Origin of the sequence: Limnohabitans sp. JirII-29 (genome assembly GCF_003063395.1) — a bacterium.
Classification (GTDB): domain Bacteria; phylum Pseudomonadota; class Gammaproteobacteria; order Burkholderiales; family Burkholderiaceae_C; genus Limnohabitans.
Window position 1 is genome coordinate 135503 of sequence record NZ_NESB01000008.1, and the last position, 16464, is coordinate 151966.

Annotated in this window: 18 protein-coding genes; 11 read left to right on the top strand and 7 right to left on the bottom strand. The window is 59.0% G+C overall.

Annotated features, from left to right (window positions below):
* Positions 1 to 5: 5 nt before the first annotated feature.
* Positions 6 to 770: an enoyl-CoA hydratase gene (locus B9Z39_RS13420; RefSeq protein ID WP_108302036.1), complete on the top strand. Its 765-nt coding sequence runs from the start codon at positions 6 to 8 to the stop codon at positions 768 to 770.
* Positions 771 to 783: 13 nt separating this feature from the next.
* Complete coding sequence (locus B9Z39_RS13425) at positions 784 to 1263, top strand: thioesterase family protein (protein WP_108302037.1); 480 nt, start codon at positions 784 to 786, stop codon at positions 1261 to 1263.
* Between the two features lie 2 nt (positions 1264 to 1265).
* Here B9Z39_RS13425 and B9Z39_RS13430 read toward each other — a convergent pair whose 3' ends face one another.
* Positions 1266 to 1676: an acyl-CoA thioesterase gene (locus B9Z39_RS13430; RefSeq protein ID WP_100147145.1), complete on the bottom strand. Its 411-nt coding sequence runs from the start codon at positions 1674 to 1676 to the stop codon at positions 1266 to 1268.
* 38 nt (positions 1677 to 1714) lie between these two features.
* Between B9Z39_RS13430 and B9Z39_RS13435 the strand changes: the two genes are divergently transcribed.
* Positions 1715 to 3526, top strand: coding sequence for an ABC transporter ATP-binding protein/permease (locus B9Z39_RS13435; protein WP_108302038.1), 1812 nt, complete (start codon positions 1715 to 1717; stop codon positions 3524 to 3526).
* 529 nt (positions 3527 to 4055) lie between these two features.
* Here B9Z39_RS13435 and metK read toward each other — a convergent pair.
* Positions 4056 to 5240: a methionine adenosyltransferase gene (gene metK / locus B9Z39_RS13440; RefSeq protein ID WP_100147143.1), complete on the bottom strand. Its 1185-nt coding sequence runs from the start codon at positions 5238 to 5240 to the stop codon at positions 4056 to 4058.
* 189 nt (positions 5241 to 5429) lie between these two features.
* Here metK and B9Z39_RS13445 point away from each other — a divergent pair, with 189 nt between their 5' ends.
* Entirely contained in the window at positions 5430 to 6296 is an 867-nt protein-coding gene (locus B9Z39_RS13445; protein WP_108302039.1) for a lysophospholipid acyltransferase family protein, read from the top strand.
* Between the two features lie 3 nt (positions 6297 to 6299).
* Positions 6300 to 7166, top strand: coding sequence for a lysophospholipid acyltransferase family protein (locus B9Z39_RS13450; protein WP_108302040.1), 867 nt, complete (start codon positions 6300 to 6302; stop codon positions 7164 to 7166).
* Here the strand turns inward: B9Z39_RS13450 and B9Z39_RS13455 are convergent.
* A complete protein-coding gene (locus B9Z39_RS13455; RefSeq protein WP_108302041.1) occupies positions 7160 to 8137 on the bottom strand; it encodes an alpha/beta fold hydrolase in 978 nt (325 codons plus the stop codon). The two genes, B9Z39_RS13450 and B9Z39_RS13455, sit on opposite strands and share 7 nt — an antisense overlap.
* Entirely contained in the window at positions 8134 to 8736 is a 603-nt protein-coding gene (gene yihA / locus B9Z39_RS13460; protein ID WP_100147248.1) for a ribosome biogenesis GTP-binding protein YihA/YsxC, read from the bottom strand. The genes B9Z39_RS13455 and yihA overlap by 4 nt, the downstream gene beginning before the upstream one ends.
* A gap of 192 nt (positions 8737 to 8928) precedes the next feature.
* On the opposite strand from yihA, the gene B9Z39_RS13465 reads away from it, so the two are divergent.
* The 5 genes from B9Z39_RS13465 (at position 8929) to B9Z39_RS13485 (ending at position 11979) form a co-directional block, all read left to right on the top strand.
* On the top strand, positions 8929 to 9555 hold the full coding sequence (locus B9Z39_RS13465) for a c-type cytochrome (protein WP_100147139.1): 627 nt from the start codon (positions 8929 to 8931) through the stop codon (positions 9553 to 9555).
* Between the two features lie 158 nt (positions 9556 to 9713).
* Complete coding sequence (gene msrP / locus B9Z39_RS13470; RefSeq protein WP_108302078.1) at positions 9714 to 10727, top strand: protein-methionine-sulfoxide reductase catalytic subunit MsrP; 1014 nt, start codon at positions 9714 to 9716, stop codon at positions 10725 to 10727.
* 20 nt (positions 10728 to 10747) lie between these two features.
* Positions 10748 to 11350, top strand: a complete 603-nt coding sequence (locus B9Z39_RS13475; RefSeq protein ID WP_100147247.1) for a sulfite oxidase heme-binding subunit YedZ — start codon at positions 10748 to 10750, stop codon at positions 11348 to 11350.
* Between the two features lie 114 nt (positions 11351 to 11464).
* Positions 11465 to 11686 (top strand): addiction module protein, encoded by a 222-nt coding sequence (locus tag B9Z39_RS13480; protein ID WP_108302042.1) that lies wholly within the window; start codon positions 11465 to 11467, stop codon positions 11684 to 11686.
* Complete coding sequence (locus B9Z39_RS13485; RefSeq protein WP_108302043.1) at positions 11683 to 11979, top strand: type II toxin-antitoxin system RelE/ParE family toxin; 297 nt, start codon at positions 11683 to 11685, stop codon at positions 11977 to 11979. The genes B9Z39_RS13480 and B9Z39_RS13485 overlap by 4 nt, the downstream gene beginning before the upstream one ends.
* Before the next feature lie 44 nt (positions 11980 to 12023).
* On the opposite strand, the gene lysA is transcribed toward B9Z39_RS13485, so the two are convergent.
* A complete protein-coding gene (lysA, locus tag B9Z39_RS13490; RefSeq protein ID WP_108302044.1) occupies positions 12024 to 13322 on the bottom strand; it encodes a diaminopimelate decarboxylase in 1299 nt (432 codons plus the stop codon).
* A 29-nt stretch (positions 13323 to 13351) separates the two neighbouring features.
* Positions 13352 to 13612: a lipoprotein gene (locus tag B9Z39_RS13495; RefSeq protein WP_100147134.1), complete on the bottom strand. Its 261-nt coding sequence runs from the start codon at positions 13610 to 13612 to the stop codon at positions 13352 to 13354.
* Positions 13613 to 13625: 13 nt separating this feature from the next.
* On the opposite strand from B9Z39_RS13495, the gene cyaY reads away from it, so the two are divergent.
* Positions 13626 to 13955: an iron donor protein CyaY gene (cyaY, locus tag B9Z39_RS13500; RefSeq protein WP_100147246.1), complete on the top strand. Its 330-nt coding sequence runs from the start codon at positions 13626 to 13628 to the stop codon at positions 13953 to 13955.
* A 51-nt stretch (positions 13956 to 14006) separates the two neighbouring features.
* Here the strand turns inward: cyaY and B9Z39_RS13505 are convergent, their stop codons facing one another.
* A complete protein-coding gene (locus B9Z39_RS13505) occupies positions 14007 to 16376 on the bottom strand; it encodes a penicillin-binding protein 1A (RefSeq protein ID WP_108302045.1) in 2370 nt (789 codons plus the stop codon).
* Positions 16377 to 16464 lie beyond the last annotated feature (88 nt).

Sequence of the window (16464 nt, forward strand, 5' to 3'; positions counted from 1 at the left end):
TTGTCATGACCGACATCCTGCAACACATCGACCAAGGCGTGATGACGCTGACCTTCAACCGCTTGGACAAAAAGAACTCCATCACGGCCGCCATGTACGCCAGCTTGGCCGATGCCATCGAAAATGCTCAAGCCAACACCGAGGTGCGTGTGGTGCTCATTCAAGGGCATGAAACCATCTTCAGCGCAGGCAACGACATTGCTGACTTTTTGAACCATCCACCGTCAGGTCACGACGCCCCGGTGTTTCGCTTTTTACGGGCCATTGCCGGGTTCAGCAAACCTTTGCTGGCCGCTGTGGCTGGGCCTGCGGTGGGCATTGGCACCACGCTCTTGTTCCACTGCGACTTGGTGTACGCCGGTGACAACGCCGCCTTCTCGATGCCTTTTGTCAATTTGGGTCTGTGTCCAGAAGCAGGCTCAAGCATCTTGGTGCCGCAGATGATGGGCCACCACCGTGCCGCAGAGGCCTTGCTCATGGGCGAGCCTTTCATGGCAGAGGCAGCGCAAGAGGTGGGCTTGGTCAACCGCGTGGTGCCCCCCACCGAGGTCAACAGTTATGCCCAGGCGCAAGCGCGCAAACTGGCGGCCAAACCCCTGAGTTCTTTGGTGGAGACCAAGCGGCTCATGAAGAGCGGCCAGTCTGCACAGATCATGGCGCAGATAGAGGCCGAGGCCGCCAGCTTTGGTCGCATGCTGCAAGAGCCTGCTGCGCGAGAAGCGTTTGGTGCCTTCATGGAAAAGCGTCGCCCTGATTTTTCCAAACTCTGAAAGCCTTGTTTTGATGAAGCGCCTGTCACCCGATGGTCACTTTGAGCCCGAGTTCGTCGAAGGCGTGCGTGCCATCTTTGAAGAAAAAATTGTCTTCAACCAAGTCTTGGGTCTCAAGCTGAGCGAGATCACACCCACGGTCGTCAAAGCGCGTTTGGAGATGAAGCCCGATCTGGTCGGGCACTTTGCCTACAACCGTGTGCACGGCGGCGTCATCAGTGCGTCATTGGATGCTTTGGGCGGACTGGCTTGTCTGGTGGCCAAAGCAGCGCGTCACATGGATCAGACGCCGACACAACGCTTGGACTTTTTCCTCAAAATTGGCACCATCGATTTACGCATTGACTACCTGCGCCAAGGCATTGGCACGCACTTTGACATGCGTGCCGAGGTGTTGCGTTTGGGCTCTCGGGTGGGGTCAACGCGGATGGAGTTTTTCGGCCCCGATGGCCAGTTGATGGCGGCAGGTAGCGGGGCCTACATCGTCTCTTGAGCTCAGTCTTTGGGAATGGGGCGTGGCTTGCCCTGGTCATCAATCGCCACATAGGTCAAGGTGGCATGCGTGACCTTGATGTATTCACCCTGACGGCTGAAACGCTCGGCGTACACCTCTACCGCCACACTGATGGATGTGTGGCCGATGCGTTGCACCTTGGCAAAAAAGCTCAAGATGTCGCCCACTTTCACTGCTTGTTTGAAGATGAACTCGTTCACCGCCACAGTGGCCATACGGCCGCGCACATAACGGGCGGGTAACACGGCCCCTGCCAAGTCGACCTGAGCCATGACCCAGCCGCCAAAAATATCGCCGTTGGCGTTGCAGTCCGCGGGCATGGGGATGACCTTGAGCACCAGCTCTTGGTCGGTTGGGAGTGTCACCACAGAGGCGGAGGAATTGGAAGTCATAGGCACAATCAACGGTTAACTATTTGGCATTGTGCAATATGCGTCATCACGCACCTTCAACTCCACCATCCCCTGCCAACGCCGGCACCCCGCGCTCCGACAGCGCCACGCTCAAGCGCCTTTTCCCGTACCTGTGGCAATACAAGTGGCGCGTCATGGCGGCTTTGCTGTTCATGGTGGGTGCCAAGTTGGCCAACGTGGGCGTGCCCTTGTTGCTCAAAGAGCTGATCGACACCATGTCTTTCAAACCCAGTGACCCCACAGCGGTGCTGGTAGTGCCTGTGTCCTTGTTGCTGGTCTATGGCGTGTTGCGTTTGTCGGCGTCGGCCTTCACCGAATTGCGTGAGTTGGTGTTTGCCAAAGCCACCCAAGGCGCGGCACGGCAAATTGCGCTGGAAACCTTTCAGCACTTGCATGGTTTGAGTTTGCGCTTTCACCTGGAGCGTCAAACCGGTGGCATGACGCGCGACATCGAGCGGGGCGTGCGCGGCATTGAGTCCTTGATTTCTTACTCGCTCTACAGCATCGTGCCCACCTTGATTGAGGTGGCCTTGGTGTTGTCCATCTTGGCCGTGAAGTTTGACGTGTGGTTTGCGGGCATCACTTTGTTGGCCTTGGCCATTTACATCGTGTTCACGGTCAGCGTCACCGAGTGGCGCACCCACTTTCGCCGTCAGGCCAACGAGTTTGACTCAGCCGCCCACACCAAGGCGGTGGATTCGTTGTTGAACTACGAAACCGTCAAATACTTCAGCAACGAAGGCTTTGAAGCCCAGCGCTACGACACCAGCTTGGACCAGCTGCGTCGTGCGCGCCTGAAGTCGCAAACCTCGCTGTCGCTGCTCAACACCGGCCAGCAACTCATCATCGCCATCGCCTTGGTCACCATGCTGTGGCGCGCCACCGTGGGCGTGGTGGAGGGACGCATGACTTTGGGCGACTTGGTGATGATCAATGCCTTCATGATCCAGCTCTACATCCCCCTCAATTTCTTGGGCGTGCTCTACCGCGAAATCAAGCAAAGCCTGACCGACTTGGACCGCATGTTCAGCTTGCTGGAGAAAGAGCGCGAAGTGGCCGACGACCCAGGTGCACCCGACTTGCAAGTGAGCGGCCCGCCCACGGTGCGCTTTGAGTCGGTGGTGTTTGCCTATGAGCCTGCGCGTGAAATTTTGCATGGCATCAGCTTTGAAATCCCGGCTGGCAAAACCGTCGCGGTGGTGGGGCCCTCGGGTTCGGGCAAGTCCACGCTGGCGCGTTTGTTGTTCAGGTTTTATGACGTGGGCAGTGGCCACATCACCATCGACGGCCAAGATATTCGCCGCGTCACGCAGCACAGCGTGCGCCGTGCCCTGGGCATCGTGCCGCAAGACACGGTGCTGTTCAACGACACCGTGCGTTACAACATCGCCTACGGTCGCACCGATGCCTCCGCGCATGAGGTGGAGCAAGCAGCCCGTGCCGCCCACATCCATGACTTCATCGTCGCCACGCCCAAGGGTTACGACACCATGGTGGGTGAGCGGGGCTTGAAGCTCTCGGGCGGTGAGAAGCAGCGCGTGGCGATTGCGCGCACCTTGCTCAAAAATCCACCAATTGTGATTTTTGACGAAGCCACATCAGCCTTGGACAGTGCCAACGAGCGCGCCATTCAAGGGGAGTTGCAGAGTGCTGCGCACAACAAAACCACCTTGGTGATTGCACACCGTTTGTCCACGGTGGTCGATGCCCACGAGATTTTGGTGCTGGACGCGGGGCGTATTGTGGAGCGCGGATCGCACGCGGCTTTGTTGGCGCTCAATGGGCGGTATGCGCAGATGTGGGCGTTACAGCAATCGTCGGAGGTTTGACGCTTTTGTCGTTGCTGTTTTCGCTCATTCGTTTTTGCGTTTGACGGTGCTCCGAAGCACGGGTGGTGCACCCCAAACGGCTTACATCGCTGCGCGATGAATGGCGCCTTATTGGGGTACACCACCCATGCTTCTTGGGGCGACCGGACAACTTCAAGGCCTCCATGGTGGTGAAGGCTACCGAGACCTCTGCTACCTGAAACTTTGCGCCTTGGCGCTATGGCCTAAGCCTGCCGCTTTTCGCTTTTAGCTTTCCGTCTTTCGTCTTTCGTCTTTCGTCTTTCGTCTTTCGTCTTTCGCTTCTCGCCTGAAATTCTTCGCACAACAACATGCGGGTTGGGGGAGGCCGATGCGGCGCCATTCGTCGCGCAGCGATGTAAGCCGCAGCGGCCTCCTCCAATCCGCATCCCCGAGGGCGAGGAAGACGAAGCGCAAGAGGATCGACGGCGTAAGGATGCGGATCAACGACACCAACAAAAAAGGCCCCCCGTCAGCAACGAGAGGCCTTCAAAGCAAACCCAAAAGGCGTTTACTTCAAACCAGCCGCTGCCTTCAATGCAGCCGCTTTGTCGGTGCGCTCCCACGTGAACTCGGGCTCTTCGCGACCGAAGTGGCCATAGGCCGCGGTCTTGCTGTAAATAGGACGCAGCAAGTCGAGCATTTGAATGATGCCCTTGGGGCGCAGGTCAAAGTGCTCGGCCACCAAGGCGGCGATTTTCTCGTCGCTGATCACGCCGGTGCCTTCGGTGTTGACCGTGATGTTCATTGGACGGGCCACGCCAATCGCGTACGCCACTTGGATTTGGCACTTGCTGGCCAAACCGGCGGCCACGATGTTCTTGGCTACATAGCGTGCAGCGTAGGCGGCAGAACGGTCGACCTTGGACGGGTCTTTGCCCGAGAAAGCGCCACCACCGTGGGGGCAAGCGCCGCCGTAGGTGTCCACAATGATCTTGCGGCCAGTCAAGCCGCAGTCGCCTTGTGGGCCGCCGATGACGAAACGACCGGTGGGGTTGATCAGGTACTTGGTGTCTTTGAGCCACTCTTTGGGCAGCACGGGCTTGATGATTTCTTCGATGATGGCCTCAGTGAAGCTGGCCTTCATCTTGGTGGCCGATTCGCTTTGGTCCGGGCTGTGTTGGGTCGACAGCACCACGGTGTCAATGCTGTGGGGCTTGCCATCGACATAACGCATGGTCACTTGGCTCTTGGCGTCAGGGCGCAAGAAAGGCAAGCGGCCGTCTTTGCGCAACTGGGCTTGGCGCTCCACCAAACGGTGGGCGTAGTGGATGGGGGCTGGCATCAGCTCAGGGGTTTCGCTGCAGGCATAGCCAAACATCAAGCCTTGGTCGCCAGCGCCGATGTTGAGGTGGTCGTCCGACGCATGGTCCACGCCCTGGGCGATGTCGTTGGATTGCTTGTCGTACGCGACCAACACGGCGCAGCCTTTGTAGTCAATGCCGTACTCGGTGTTGTCGTAGCCGATGCGTTTGATGGTGTCGCGCGCCACTTGGATGTAGTCCACGTTGGCTTGGGTGGTGATCTCACCGGCCAACACCACCAGACCGGTGTTGGTCAGGGTCTCAGCGGCCACGCGCGAACGCGGGTCTTGGGTGAAGATGGCATCCAGAATCGCGTCCGAGATTTGGTCTGCCACTTTGTCGGGGTGGCCTTCCGAAACGGATTCGGAGGTGAAGAGATAGTCGAGAGACATGAAAAAAACTCCATTCGGTTGATAAGTTGGCGTTGCCAACCCCGAAGGAGCCCGGCGAACGCTTTAGCAGATGGTTCGGTGTTGACCAAACCAGGACCCACCAAGGTGGGGTTGTCGCTCTGCAAGTTGCTCTGTTAACTCAGCGACAATCGATATTCTATTTCAACTTTTATCGTTTCAATCAGCCTCATGGCCCCTGTCACCCGTCTGTTCCTTTGGTTATCGCGTGTCCCGCTGTCATGGATGCAGCGTGTGGGTGCGTTGCTGGGTTGGGTGGTGTGGTGGTCTTCACCGAGTTACCGCCGGCATTTCAAAGCCAACGTGCAAGCGGCGGGTGTGCCGTGGAGCGCAGCACGCCCCGCCATTGCCGCCATCGGCACCATGTTGGCCGAATTGCCGTGGGTGTGGATGCGTTCGACCTCACAGCCCTTGGGCAATGTGGTGCGTTGGGACGGTGCCGAACACTTTGAAGCGGCCTTGCAAGCAGGCAAGGGTGCCATTGTGATGTCGCCTCACCTAGGGTGTTGGGAAATCGGTGCGCAAGCCATTGCTGAAAAATTTGGTCCTCGCTTTGGCCCGCTGGTTGCGCTCTATCGACCGGCCCGCAAAGCTTGGCTAGAGCCTTTGGTGGCACAAGCGCGCACACGCCCCTATCTGGCGTCTGCGCCCACATCGTTGGCGGGCGTGCGCACCTTGATTCGCACCTTGCGTGCCGGTGGCTACACCGCCATCTTGCCCGACCAAGTGCCTCCCTCAGGGCAAGGTGTGTGGGCCCCATTTTTCGGTCGTGAGGTGTACACCATGACTTTGTTGTCCAAGTTGGCTCAACAAACCGGTGCGACGGTGGTCTTGACTTGGTGCGAGCGTTTGGCACCGGGACAGGGCTTTTGCATGCACATGCGGCCTTTGAATGCGCCCGAATTGAAAGACCCCACCTGCCCTCCTGAGCTGGCTGCCGCTGCGGTGAACCGAGGTGTGGAGATGTTGGTACGTGCGGCCCCTGGTCAGTACTTGTGGGGCTATGCCCGTGACAAGCAACCACGGGCCGAGGGCTAAGTCATGTTCTCTGCACTGGGACTCTGGCTGCTGCGTGGTGTGGGCTATTTGCCTTTGCCTGTCCTTCGAGCTTTGGGGGCTGCTTTGGGCTTGTTGCTGTATGCCGTGGTGGCTGATCGACGGCATGTGGTGCTCACCAACTTGCGCATTTGCTTTCCTGCGCTGAGTCTGCAGGCGCGTGCGGCTTTGGCGCGGCAGAGCTTTGTGCACTTTGCGCAGGCTTGGTTGGACCGCAGTTGGTTGTGGCACCGTTCGCCTGCGTGCATTCAGTCGCGTGTGCAGCTCATGGGCGATGTGGCTGGTTTGTCGCAGGCACAACCCACTGTGTTGTTCGCGCCGCACTTTGTGGGGCTGGATGTGGGGTGGACCGCGTTGACCTTGAGTTTGCCCCTTCACTTCACCACCATCTTCACGCCGCAGTCCAACGCCACGGTGGACGCCTGGGTGGCGCAAGGGCGTCAGCGCTTTGGTCATGTGCGCTTGTTCCGTCGCGAAGACGGCGTCAAGCCCATCGTCAGCGCGCTGCGGCAACACCAATTGCTTTACCTGTTGCCCGACATGAACTTTGGTCCGAGCGAGTCCATCTTTGTGCCGTTCTATGGTGAGCCAGCGGCCACGGTGCCCTCGTTGTCACGTTTTGCCAAACTGGGTCGTGCCCGTGTGGTGCCGGTGACCACGCGCATGACCCCGATGGGGTATGAGGTGACGGTACACCCGGCATGGCCTGACTTTCCCACCGACGATGTGTCTGTTGACACCGCCACCATGAACCTGCGTTTGCAAGGCTTCATCGACACCATGCCCGCCCAATACTTCTGGGTGCACAAACGTTTCAAAACACGCCCGCCCGGCGCGCCTGAGCTCTATTGATGCTTGTCGTGTGTGCGTGCGCTGATGCGCTGCGTGCGTTCACCCACGGTGCGACCGGCTTTGTCTTCAGCCAAAAAATCAGCCACCAGTTGCGTCACCCGTTCGGGTTGTTCGTGCAGCAGCCAATGCGTGGCGTTTTTGATGCGGTGCAAGGTCAGCTTGGGCACGTAGTCGGCTAAACCGTCGATCAAGCCGGGCAGTAAGGCACTGTCTTGCATGCCCCAGATCACGCAAGTGGGGACGTTCACCGTCAACATGTCTTGTGACAGATGCAGGGCCGATGCCGCCGGGTCGCCCAAGCGTGGTGGCCGCATGGGCGATGCGCGGTAGTAGTTCAGCGCACCGTTCAAACCCTGGTCCCAAATGGCGCGGTATTGGGCTTTCATCGCCTCGGTCAACCACGCGTGCTTGCCATGGGCCGCGCCCATGCTGGTGAAAAATTCCCACAGGCGGCGGTAGTTGTCTTCCGCCAGCAGCGCCTGGGCGTCGGGGCGAATCAAAAAATTCATGTACGCACTGGCGGCTTGTTGGGCCGGGTTGTTTTGCAGTTCGCGCAGCAAGGTGCCGGGATGTGGTGCGTTGAGGATGACCAAACGCCGCAGCTGGGTTGAATGCTGGTTGGCGAAGTTCCATGCGATTGCACCGCCCCAGTCATGCGCCACCAAGCCAGCCAAAGGTGCTTCGGGGCTTTCGATGGCGGCCAAGGCCTGCACGTCTTGCACCAAGTGTTTGGCGCGGTAGTCGTTGACCTCGGTGGGGGCGCTGGAATGCTCGTAGCCGCGCAGGTTAGGGGCCACGCAACGGTAGCCGCCATGCTCGGGTTGTGCGAAGTAGGTCAACAGCGCGTCCCACACAAAGGCCGCTTCAGGAAATCCGTGCAAAAACATCAGCACGGGTCGTCCAGGCTCACCGCTCACCCTGCAACTCAAGGCCATGCCGTGCGGCAGGGTGTGGGTGAGTGTTTGAATCACGGATGCATCCAGTCGTAGAGCAGGGTGGCCACCTCGTCGACCCCCTGTTTTTTGAGGGCGGAAAACAGTTTGACCTGACCGCCACCGGCTTGCAACTTGGCAATGGACAGCGCTTTGGCACCCTCGGTGCGGTTGAGCTTGTCGGCCTTGGTCAGCAGCACCAAGAACTTCAGGCCCTCTTCGACACGGGGACGAATCACGTCCAGCAAGATGTCATCCAACTCGGTCAAGCCATGGCGTGGGTCGCACAGCAGCACCACGGCACGCAGGTTCTCGCGGGTCAACAAATAGTTGGCCATCACTTGTTGCCAGCGAATCTTGTCCTGCTTGGGCACGGCGGCGTAGCCATAACCCGGCAAGTCGGCCAGCACCGCATCGGTCTGGCCTTGACGACCCAACGCAAACAAGTTGATGTGCTGGGTGCGGCCAGGCGTTTTGGAGGCATAGGCCAAGCGCTTTTGCTGCGTCAGCACGTTGATGCAGGTGGACTTGCCGGCGTTGGAGCGCCCCACAAAGGCGATTTCAGGCAATTCGTAGGCGGGCAAGTGGTGCAGCTGAGCGGCGGTGGTCAAGAACCGGGCGGTGTGCAACCAGCCCATGGCGTGCTTGGCTTGTTCGGCTGGACTCAGGGGGGACGATGCGGGCGAAGGCGCAACCGAGACCGTGAGCGCGGGTTCCTCCGGGGTGTCGGCAGGGGAGGGTGTGGCTTGTGTGTCTGGCTGATTCATACAGCATTGTAGAATCTGCCGAGTTTTTCAGCGTCTTTGCGCGTCATTAACCAAAGCACATCTATGAAATTGTTTGCCTCTTTGCTGATCGCTGCCGCCTTGGTGGCTCCTGTTGTGTCTGCACACGCCAACGAACCCGCTAAAGCTGCCAAGCCTGACTTGGCCAAAGGCGAAGCCAGCTTCACCGCTGTGTGCGCGGCTTGCCACGGTGCCGATGGCAATTCGGGCACCCCGGTCAACCCCAAGTTGGCCCAGCAGCACCCTGACTACATCGTCAAGCAATTGCAAGAGTTCAAATCGGGCAAGCGTGCCAATGCGGTGATGAGCGGCATGGCCGCCACGCTGAGCGACGATGACATGAAAAACATCGCGGCTTGGGTAGGCTCCAAGAAAGCCAAAACTGGCTTCGCCAAAGACAAAGAGTTGGTCACCTTGGGTGAGCGCATTTACCGCGGCGGCATTGCCGACCGTCAAATTGCCGCTTGCGCCGGTTGTCACACGCCCAATGGCGCAGGCATTCCTTCGCAGTACCCCCGCCTGTCGGGCCAGCACGCCGAATACACCGCCGCGCAGTTGACGGCTTTCCGTGACGGCGTGCGCAAAAACAGCGTGCAAATGGCCCAAGTGGCCGCCAAGCTCAACGACCGTGAAATCAAGGCTGTGGCCGACTACATGGCTGGTCTGCGTTGATCTGACGCCTCGCGTTCGAAAAGCTGGCTCAGTGCCAGCTTTTTTTTGGCCTCGAATTTGCACTAACCTCCTTGGCACAGGCTTGGCCTTTGAGGTCTGGTTTTGCACGTCGGCATCAACCACCGCACAATGTCACCCATTACTCACCAGGAGATACCGTGCCGCGCAACCTCTTTTCAGCCCACAGTGATTCAGGATTTATTCACCCCCACAGCAGTGAGATCACGCCACAGACAGCGTATGTGCAACGGCGTGACTGGTTGAAGCAACTCGCTGCGGGTGCGGGTGGTGTTGCACTGGCCGCTTGGGCGGGGCGTGAAGCCTGGGCCCAATCCGCTGTCGCCAAGCCCGGTAAACTCAGCCCTCTGGTGGGCGCTGTGAGTCGCCAAGCCGGTGCCAATACGATGGAGAAGGTCACGCCTTACGCCGACGCCAGCAGTTACAACAATTACTACGAGTTCGGCACCGACAAAGCCGATCCCGCTAAATACGCCCACACCCTCAAGACGCAGCCCTGGCGTGTCGAGATCGAAGGTCTGGTCAAAAAACCGGGCCCCATCGATCTGGACGACTTGCTCAAACTCAGCCCCATGGAAGAGCGCATTTATCGCCTGCGTTGTGTGGAAGGCTGGTCGATGGTCATCCCTTGGGTGGGGTACTCCTTGTCCGAGTTGATCAAACGCGTGGAACCCTTGGGCAGCGCCAAGTATGTCGAGTTCATCACACTGGCCGATCCCAAAACCATGCCGGGTGTGGGTTCGCGCGTGCTCGATTGGCCGTATGTTGAAGGCTTGCGTCTGGACGAAGCCATGCACCCGTTGACCCTGCTGAGTTTTGGCATGTACGGCGAAGTGCTGCCCAACCAAAATGGCGCGCCTGTGCGCCTGGTGGTGCCTTGGAAATATGGCTTCAAGAGCGCCAAGAGCTTGGTCAAGATTCGTTTTGTCGACAAGCAGCCCATCAACTCGTGGGGCCGCTCAGCGCCTCAGGAATACGGGTTTTATTCCAACGTCAATCCGAATGTGGACCACCCACGCTGGAGCCAAGCCACCGAGCGACGCATTGGCGAAGACGGCTTGTTCGCCAAGAAGCGCAAAACCTTGATGTTCAATGGTTACGAAGCGCAAGTGGGCCAGCTCTACAAGGGCATGGACCTGAGCAAGTTCTTCTAAAGACGACGCTCGCTGTGACATTGCGCGCTGTCTTGCGCCATCCGGCCGCCAAGCCTGTGCTGTGTGCCTTGGTGTTGCTGCCCTTTGCGTGGCTGCTGTGGGGTGCGTTCAACGATGCACTGGGGGCCAACCCCGCTGAATACCTCATCCGCGCCACGGGCGACTGGACCTTGCGTGCTTTGTGCCTGGCACTCGCCGTGACCCCCTTGCGTGTGAGCTTGGGATGGCCCGAGCTGGCGCGTTTTCGCCGCATGCTGGGGCTCACGGTGTATGGCTACGGGGTGCTGCACTTGCTGTGTTACAGCTGGCTCGACATGGGCTTTGAGTGGGGCGACATCGCCCACGACATTGCCAAGCGCCCATTCATCTGGGTGGGCTTTTCAGCCTTTGTGTTGCTCACGCCGTTGGCTGCCACGTCGTTCAATGCGGCCATTCGCCGTTTAGGCGCGAAGCGTTGGCAAAGCTTGCACAAGGCGGTGTACCTGGTGGCTGGCTTGGCGGTGTTGCACTTTTACTGGATGCGCGCGGGCAAGCACAACTTTGCCGAGGTGTGGGTGTATGGCGGCGTGCTAGCTGGATTGTTGGGCTGGCGCTTGGTGCGCAGATTCAAGCGCACCACTTAAAGATTTGAAGTCAACCAAGCTCGGGCGCAGTCACGAGATGCGTCACACTTCAGGCTGTGAGCGGCTATTTTTGCTAGTATCCATAAGCCTACTGTTTGCAAGAACGAGGAATTTATGACGACCATTGATATTGCAACGATGCCTGCATCAGAAAAGCTCAAGCTGATGGAGGCGCTTTGGGACTCCCTCTGCGTGAGTTCGGAAGGTGATTTTGAATCCCCCGCATGGCATGAGCAGGCCTTGAAGGACGCCGAACAGGAACTGGCTGCGGGTGTGGCGACTATGGTTGACTGGGACCAAGCCAAAGATCATCTGCGTGCTCGTAAACAAGCGTGAAAATTCGCCTACTTTCCCTCGCAATTGACGATCTTCGCGCAGGTTCCCGCTTTTATGAAAGCCAGCAAACGGGGCTTGGTGACTATTTTCTTGACGCGCTGTTCTCAGACATTGATTCGTTGCTGTTGTACGCAGGCGTTCACCAGAAGGTGTTTGGCTACCACCGCACGCTCTCTAAACGGTTTCCCTACGCGATCTACTACCGTGTCGGTGTAGCGGAGGTTCAAGTTTGGCGCGTACTCGACTGTCGCCAGAACCCCACTTCCATCAAGCAAAGGCTCCAACGAGATTGAGCGACGCGGTTCGCTTGGCGACGCCAAACAATCCACAAACGCATTCAGTCAGTGAGGTTTTTGACCTGACCGACCAAGCACTCCAGAGCCATTTGCTCAGCGGCTGACTCGCGGCGGCGAATCACATGGGCCTGGGTGCCGTCGACCAACACTTCAGCGGCACGTCCACGGGTGTTGTAGTTGCTGGCCATGGCCATGCAATAGGCACCGGTGGAGAGCACGGCCAACACATCGCCTGCTTGCACCACCAACTGGCGGTCACGACCAAGCCAGTCACCACTCTCGCAAATCGGGCCCACCACGTCGTAGCACACGCTGTCACCCGTTCGGGGTGCGAGTGGCACGATTTGGTGGAAGGCCTCGTACATGGCGGGGCGGGGCAAGTCGTTCATGGCGGCGTCGACGATGCAAAAGTTTTTTTGCTCGCCCGGCTTGAGGTAGAGCACCTCGGTCAGGCACACGCCGGCATTGCCCACCAAGGAGCGACCGGGTTCGATCATCAGTTGGCGCTGACCGTAGCCACGTGCATCGAGCTTGGCCAGCAGTTGTGCCCACAGCGCATCGGCGGCGGGTGGGGTGTCGCCGTTGTAGTTGATGCCCAAGCCACCGCCAAAGTCGATGTGAGCAATGGCAATGCCTGCGGCTTCGATGGCGTCTACTAAATCGAGCACACGGTCCATCGCATCAAGGTAAGGCGTGGCCTCTGTGATTTGCGAGCCGATGTGGCAGTCAATGCCCACCACTTGCAAACCTGGCAGCGACGCGGCGCGCTGGTAGGTGCGCAAGGCTTGCTCGTGGGCCACGCCAAATTTGTTGCCCTTGAGGCCGGTGGAGATATAGGGATGGGTCTTGGCGTCCACGTTGGGGTTGACGCGAATGCTCACCGGAGCACGCAGGCCCATGACTTGTGCTACCTCGCTCAGCACTTCCAGCTCGGCATCGCTTTCCACGTTGAAGCAGGCGATGCCTGCTTGCAAGGCTTGGCGCATTTCGGCGCGGGTTTTGCCAACGCCAGAAAAAATCACTTTTTTCGGGTCGCCACCTGCGGCGATGACGCGTTCCAACTCGCCGCCCGAGACGATGTCAAAGCCGCATCCCGCTTGCGCAAACACTTGCAGCACGCCCAAGGATGAATTGGCTTTCATGGCGTAGCAGATGCGGGCCTTGCGTCCAGCAAAGCCGCGTTGGTAAGCGGCCAGTGCGCTCAGCATGGCGGCTTTGGAGTACACAAACAAAGGCGTGCCGTGCTGCGCAGCTAGGTCGGCCAGTTTCACGCCTTCGAGGTAGAGGGCGTTGTGTTGGGTGGCCACGAAGGGCGCACCAGCAAGCGTGGGGTGTGACATCGAACAGCTCGTGAAGGAGGACAGAAAAATCAGCGACCCGACGACGCGGGGCTGACCGGTGCCGAGGCGGCAGGTATGGGGGATGGGGCGTTGGGTGTTGCATTGCCGCCAGGCAATTGGCGGCGCACGATGTCGGGCAAGGTGGCGCGTTGTTGAAACTCGGGGTCATTGGGCAGTTGCAGCGGCCCTTTTTGACCGCACGCCGCCATCAACACCACAGCGCTTGCATAGACGGCCACACGGCCACCAAGGGCACTGGCCCTGACTAGAATCTTTTGCTCAATACCCATGGCGCAAATTGTAATGACCGATCTTGAATTCTTGGACCACGCTGAACAACTCCTGCGCGCGGTGGAGCTGGCGTGTGACCGCATCAACGATGAGAGCGATGCCGACATCGACAACCAGCGTACCGGCGGCATGATCACACTGACCTTTGCCAACCGCAGCCAAATCATCATCAACCTGCAAAAGCCTCTGCACGAAGTGTGGTTGGCCGCGCGCTCAGGGGGTTATCACTTTCGCTTTGACGGCCAGCAATGGGCCGACACCAAAGGACAAGGTGAGTTTTTTCAGCGTTTGACGCAAGACGCCACCACCCAATCGGGCATGACGCTCGTTTTCACGGCTTAAGACGACGGGGCTTGTGGCGTGAGGTCTCGCGCCAGGGCGGCGCGAAGCCCCTTAGTTTTTGAACAAATCGAGGATGCGTTTTTTCTCGTCATTGGCAGGCAACTCGCTGGGCGCTGACCGGCCCTCCAGCCCCAAGCTGCTCACACCGCCGCCACGGCTGTATTCGCTGTAGAACCATTCGCCGCCTTCATGGGTGAGGCCAGCAGGTGGCGTGGGCTCTGTGATGGGCACGTTTTGCAGGGCGTGCTGCATGTAGCTGATCCACACCGGCAAGCTCAAGCCACCACCTGTTTCGCGGTCACCCAGTTTGCGCGGGGTGTCGTAGCCAATCCACGTCACCGCCGTGAGGGTCGGTTGATAGCCTGCGAACCAGGCGTCCATGGAGTCGTTGGTGGTGCCTGTCTTGCCGTAAATGTCAGGGCGCTTCAAAGTGGCTTGGGCGCGCGCGGCGGTGCCTGAGCGGGTGACCTCTTGCAACAAACTGGTCATCACAAACGCGTTGCGCGCATCGATGCCACGCACGGACTCGTCCAACTCGGGGGGCGTGAATTCAGACAACACCTTGCCTGTTTGGTCGGTGACTTTGGTGATCAGATAAGGGTTGATGCGGTAGCCGCCATTGGCAAACACCGAATAGCCCGTGGCCATTTGCATGGGGGTGACCGAGCCCGCGCCCAAGGCCATGGTCAGGTAGGGCGGGTGTTTGTCGGCTTCAAAGCCAAAGTGGGTAATCCACTGCTGCGCGTTTTGTGCGCCCACGGCTTGCAGCACGCGAATCGAGATCATGTTCTTCGACTTGGCCAAGCCTTTGCGCAAGGTCATGGGGCCATCGAATGTGCCGTCGTAGTTTTTGGGCTCCCACGGTTGGCCACCGGTCACGCTGGCGTCAAAAAACAGCGGCGCATCGTTGACCACGGTGGCGGGTGTGAAGCCTTTTTCCAGGGCCGCAGAGTAAATGAATGGCTTGAAGCTGGAGCCCGGTTGACGCCACGCTTGGGTCACGTGGTTGAACTTGTTTTTGTCAAAGTCAAAGCCGCCCACCAGCGCGTGGATGGCCCCATCGCGAGGGTCCACCGACACGAATGCGCCCTCCACCTCGGGCAGTTGGGTGATCTCCCACGCCCCTTTGGCGGTCTTGGTGACGCGAATCAGCGCACCTGGGCGCAAACGGATGTTGGGCGGTGCTTTGTCAGACAAGCCCGACTGCACAGGTTGCAAGCCTTCGCCAGTGATCTCCAGCACCTCGCTGTTTTGGCGCACAGCACGCACTTTTTTCGGTCCGGCTTCCAGCACCACGGCGGCTAACAAGTCGCCCTTGTCGCCTTGTTCAATCAAGGCGTCGTCGATCGCATCTTCTTGCTCCGCCGGGTTGGTGGGCAAGGTGATGAATTTCTCGGGGCCGCGGTAGTGCTGGCGGCGTTCGTAGTCCATGATGCCGCGGCGCAGTGCGTAGTAAGCCGCTTGCTGGTCGCTGGCGCGGATGGTGGTGTACACGTTCAGACCACGGGTGTAAATCTCGGGGCCGTACTGCGCAAACATCAGCTGGCGCGCCATCTCGGCCACGTACTCGGCGTGGGTGTTGAGGCTGCTGGTGGCGGTGCGAATTTTCAACTCTTCTTGCTTGGCGGCAACGGCTTCTGCTTTGCTGATGAAGCCATGCTCTTCCATGCGCTCAATGATGTAGAGCTGGCGTGAACGTGCCCGCTTGGGGTTGGCGATCGGGTTGTAGGCCGACGGCGCTTTGGGCAAACCCGCCAACATGGCGGCTTCCGCGATGGTGATGTTTTTCAGGGGCTTGCCAAAGTACGCCTCAGAGGCCGCCGCAAAACCATAGGCGCGGTTGCCCAAATAAATTTGGTTCAGGTAGATCTCAAAAATCTGGTCCTTGCTGAGCATGTGCTCCAGCTTGGTGGTCAGCAAGATTTCGTAAATTTTGCGGGTGAAGGTTTTTTCCGACGACAGGTACACATTGCGTGCCACCTGCATGGTGATGGTGGAAGCGCCTTGGCTTTTGGCACGTCCCAAGTTGGCCAAGCTCGCGCGCAGCAAGCCGATGTAGTCCACGCCACCGTGTTGGTAAAAGCGGGCGTCTTCAATGGCCAATACCGCGTCTTTCATGACCTTGGGAATGTCTTTGAACGGCGTGAGGTTGCGGCGCTCTTCGCCAAACTCACCGATCTGTGTGCCCTCGACCGAGTACACGCGCATGGACAGTTTGGGGCGGTAGTCCGACAGATCAGACACATCCGGCAGTTGCGGGTAGGCCATGGCCAGGGCTAGCCCCACCAACAAGGCCACCATCAGCAAACCTGCAGCGGCAATGCCGAAGGCCCACAGCAACAATTGGCCAGCCAGTGAGCGGGGCGCTGCGGGGGCAGCGGCTTGTTCTTTCGAACTTTCAGGGGGGTGCTTGTGGGCCATAAGTAGAGGGGATTATAAAAACCGTGCTGTGATCACAAAATCCCTGAGTGGGGCACGCGCGTAGCCTACACCTTTGGTGCTCAAAATC

Coding starts and splice junctions, on each gene's coding strand:
- B9Z39_RS13420 (WP_108302036.1), top strand. CDS start 6: ATGACCGACATCCTGCAACACATCGACCAAGGCGTGATGACGCTGACC.
- B9Z39_RS13425 (WP_108302037.1), top strand. CDS start 784: ATGAAGCGCCTGTCACCCGATGGTCACTTTGAGCCCGAGTTCGTCGAA.
- B9Z39_RS13430 (WP_100147145.1), bottom strand. CDS start 1,676: ATGACTTCCAATTCCTCCGCCTCTGTGGTGACACTCCCAACCGACCAA.
- B9Z39_RS13435 (WP_108302038.1), top strand. CDS start 1,715: ATGCGTCATCACGCACCTTCAACTCCACCATCCCCTGCCAACGCCGGC.
- metK (WP_100147143.1), bottom strand. CDS start 5,240: ATGTCTCTCGACTATCTCTTCACCTCCGAATCCGTTTCGGAAGGCCAC.
- B9Z39_RS13445 (WP_108302039.1), top strand. CDS start 5,430: ATGGCCCCTGTCACCCGTCTGTTCCTTTGGTTATCGCGTGTCCCGCTG.
- B9Z39_RS13450 (WP_108302040.1), top strand. CDS start 6,300: ATGTTCTCTGCACTGGGACTCTGGCTGCTGCGTGGTGTGGGCTATTTG.
- yihA (WP_100147248.1), bottom strand. CDS start 8,736: ATGGGCTGGTTGCACACCGCCCGGTTCTTGACCACCGCCGCTCAGCTG.
- B9Z39_RS13465 (WP_100147139.1), top strand. CDS start 8,929: ATGAAATTGTTTGCCTCTTTGCTGATCGCTGCCGCCTTGGTGGCTCCT.
- B9Z39_RS13480 (WP_108302042.1), top strand. CDS start 11,465: ATGACGACCATTGATATTGCAACGATGCCTGCATCAGAAAAGCTCAAG.
- lysA (WP_108302044.1), bottom strand. CDS start 13,322: ATGTCACACCCCACGCTTGCTGGTGCGCCCTTCGTGGCCACCCAACAC.
- B9Z39_RS13495 (WP_100147134.1), bottom strand. CDS start 13,612: ATGGGTATTGAGCAAAAGATTCTAGTCAGGGCCAGTGCCCTTGGTGGC.
- cyaY (WP_100147246.1), top strand. CDS start 13,626: ATGACCGATCTTGAATTCTTGGACCACGCTGAACAACTCCTGCGCGCG.
- B9Z39_RS13505 (WP_108302045.1), bottom strand. CDS start 16,376: ATGGCCCACAAGCACCCCCCTGAAAGTTCGAAAGAACAAGCCGCTGCC.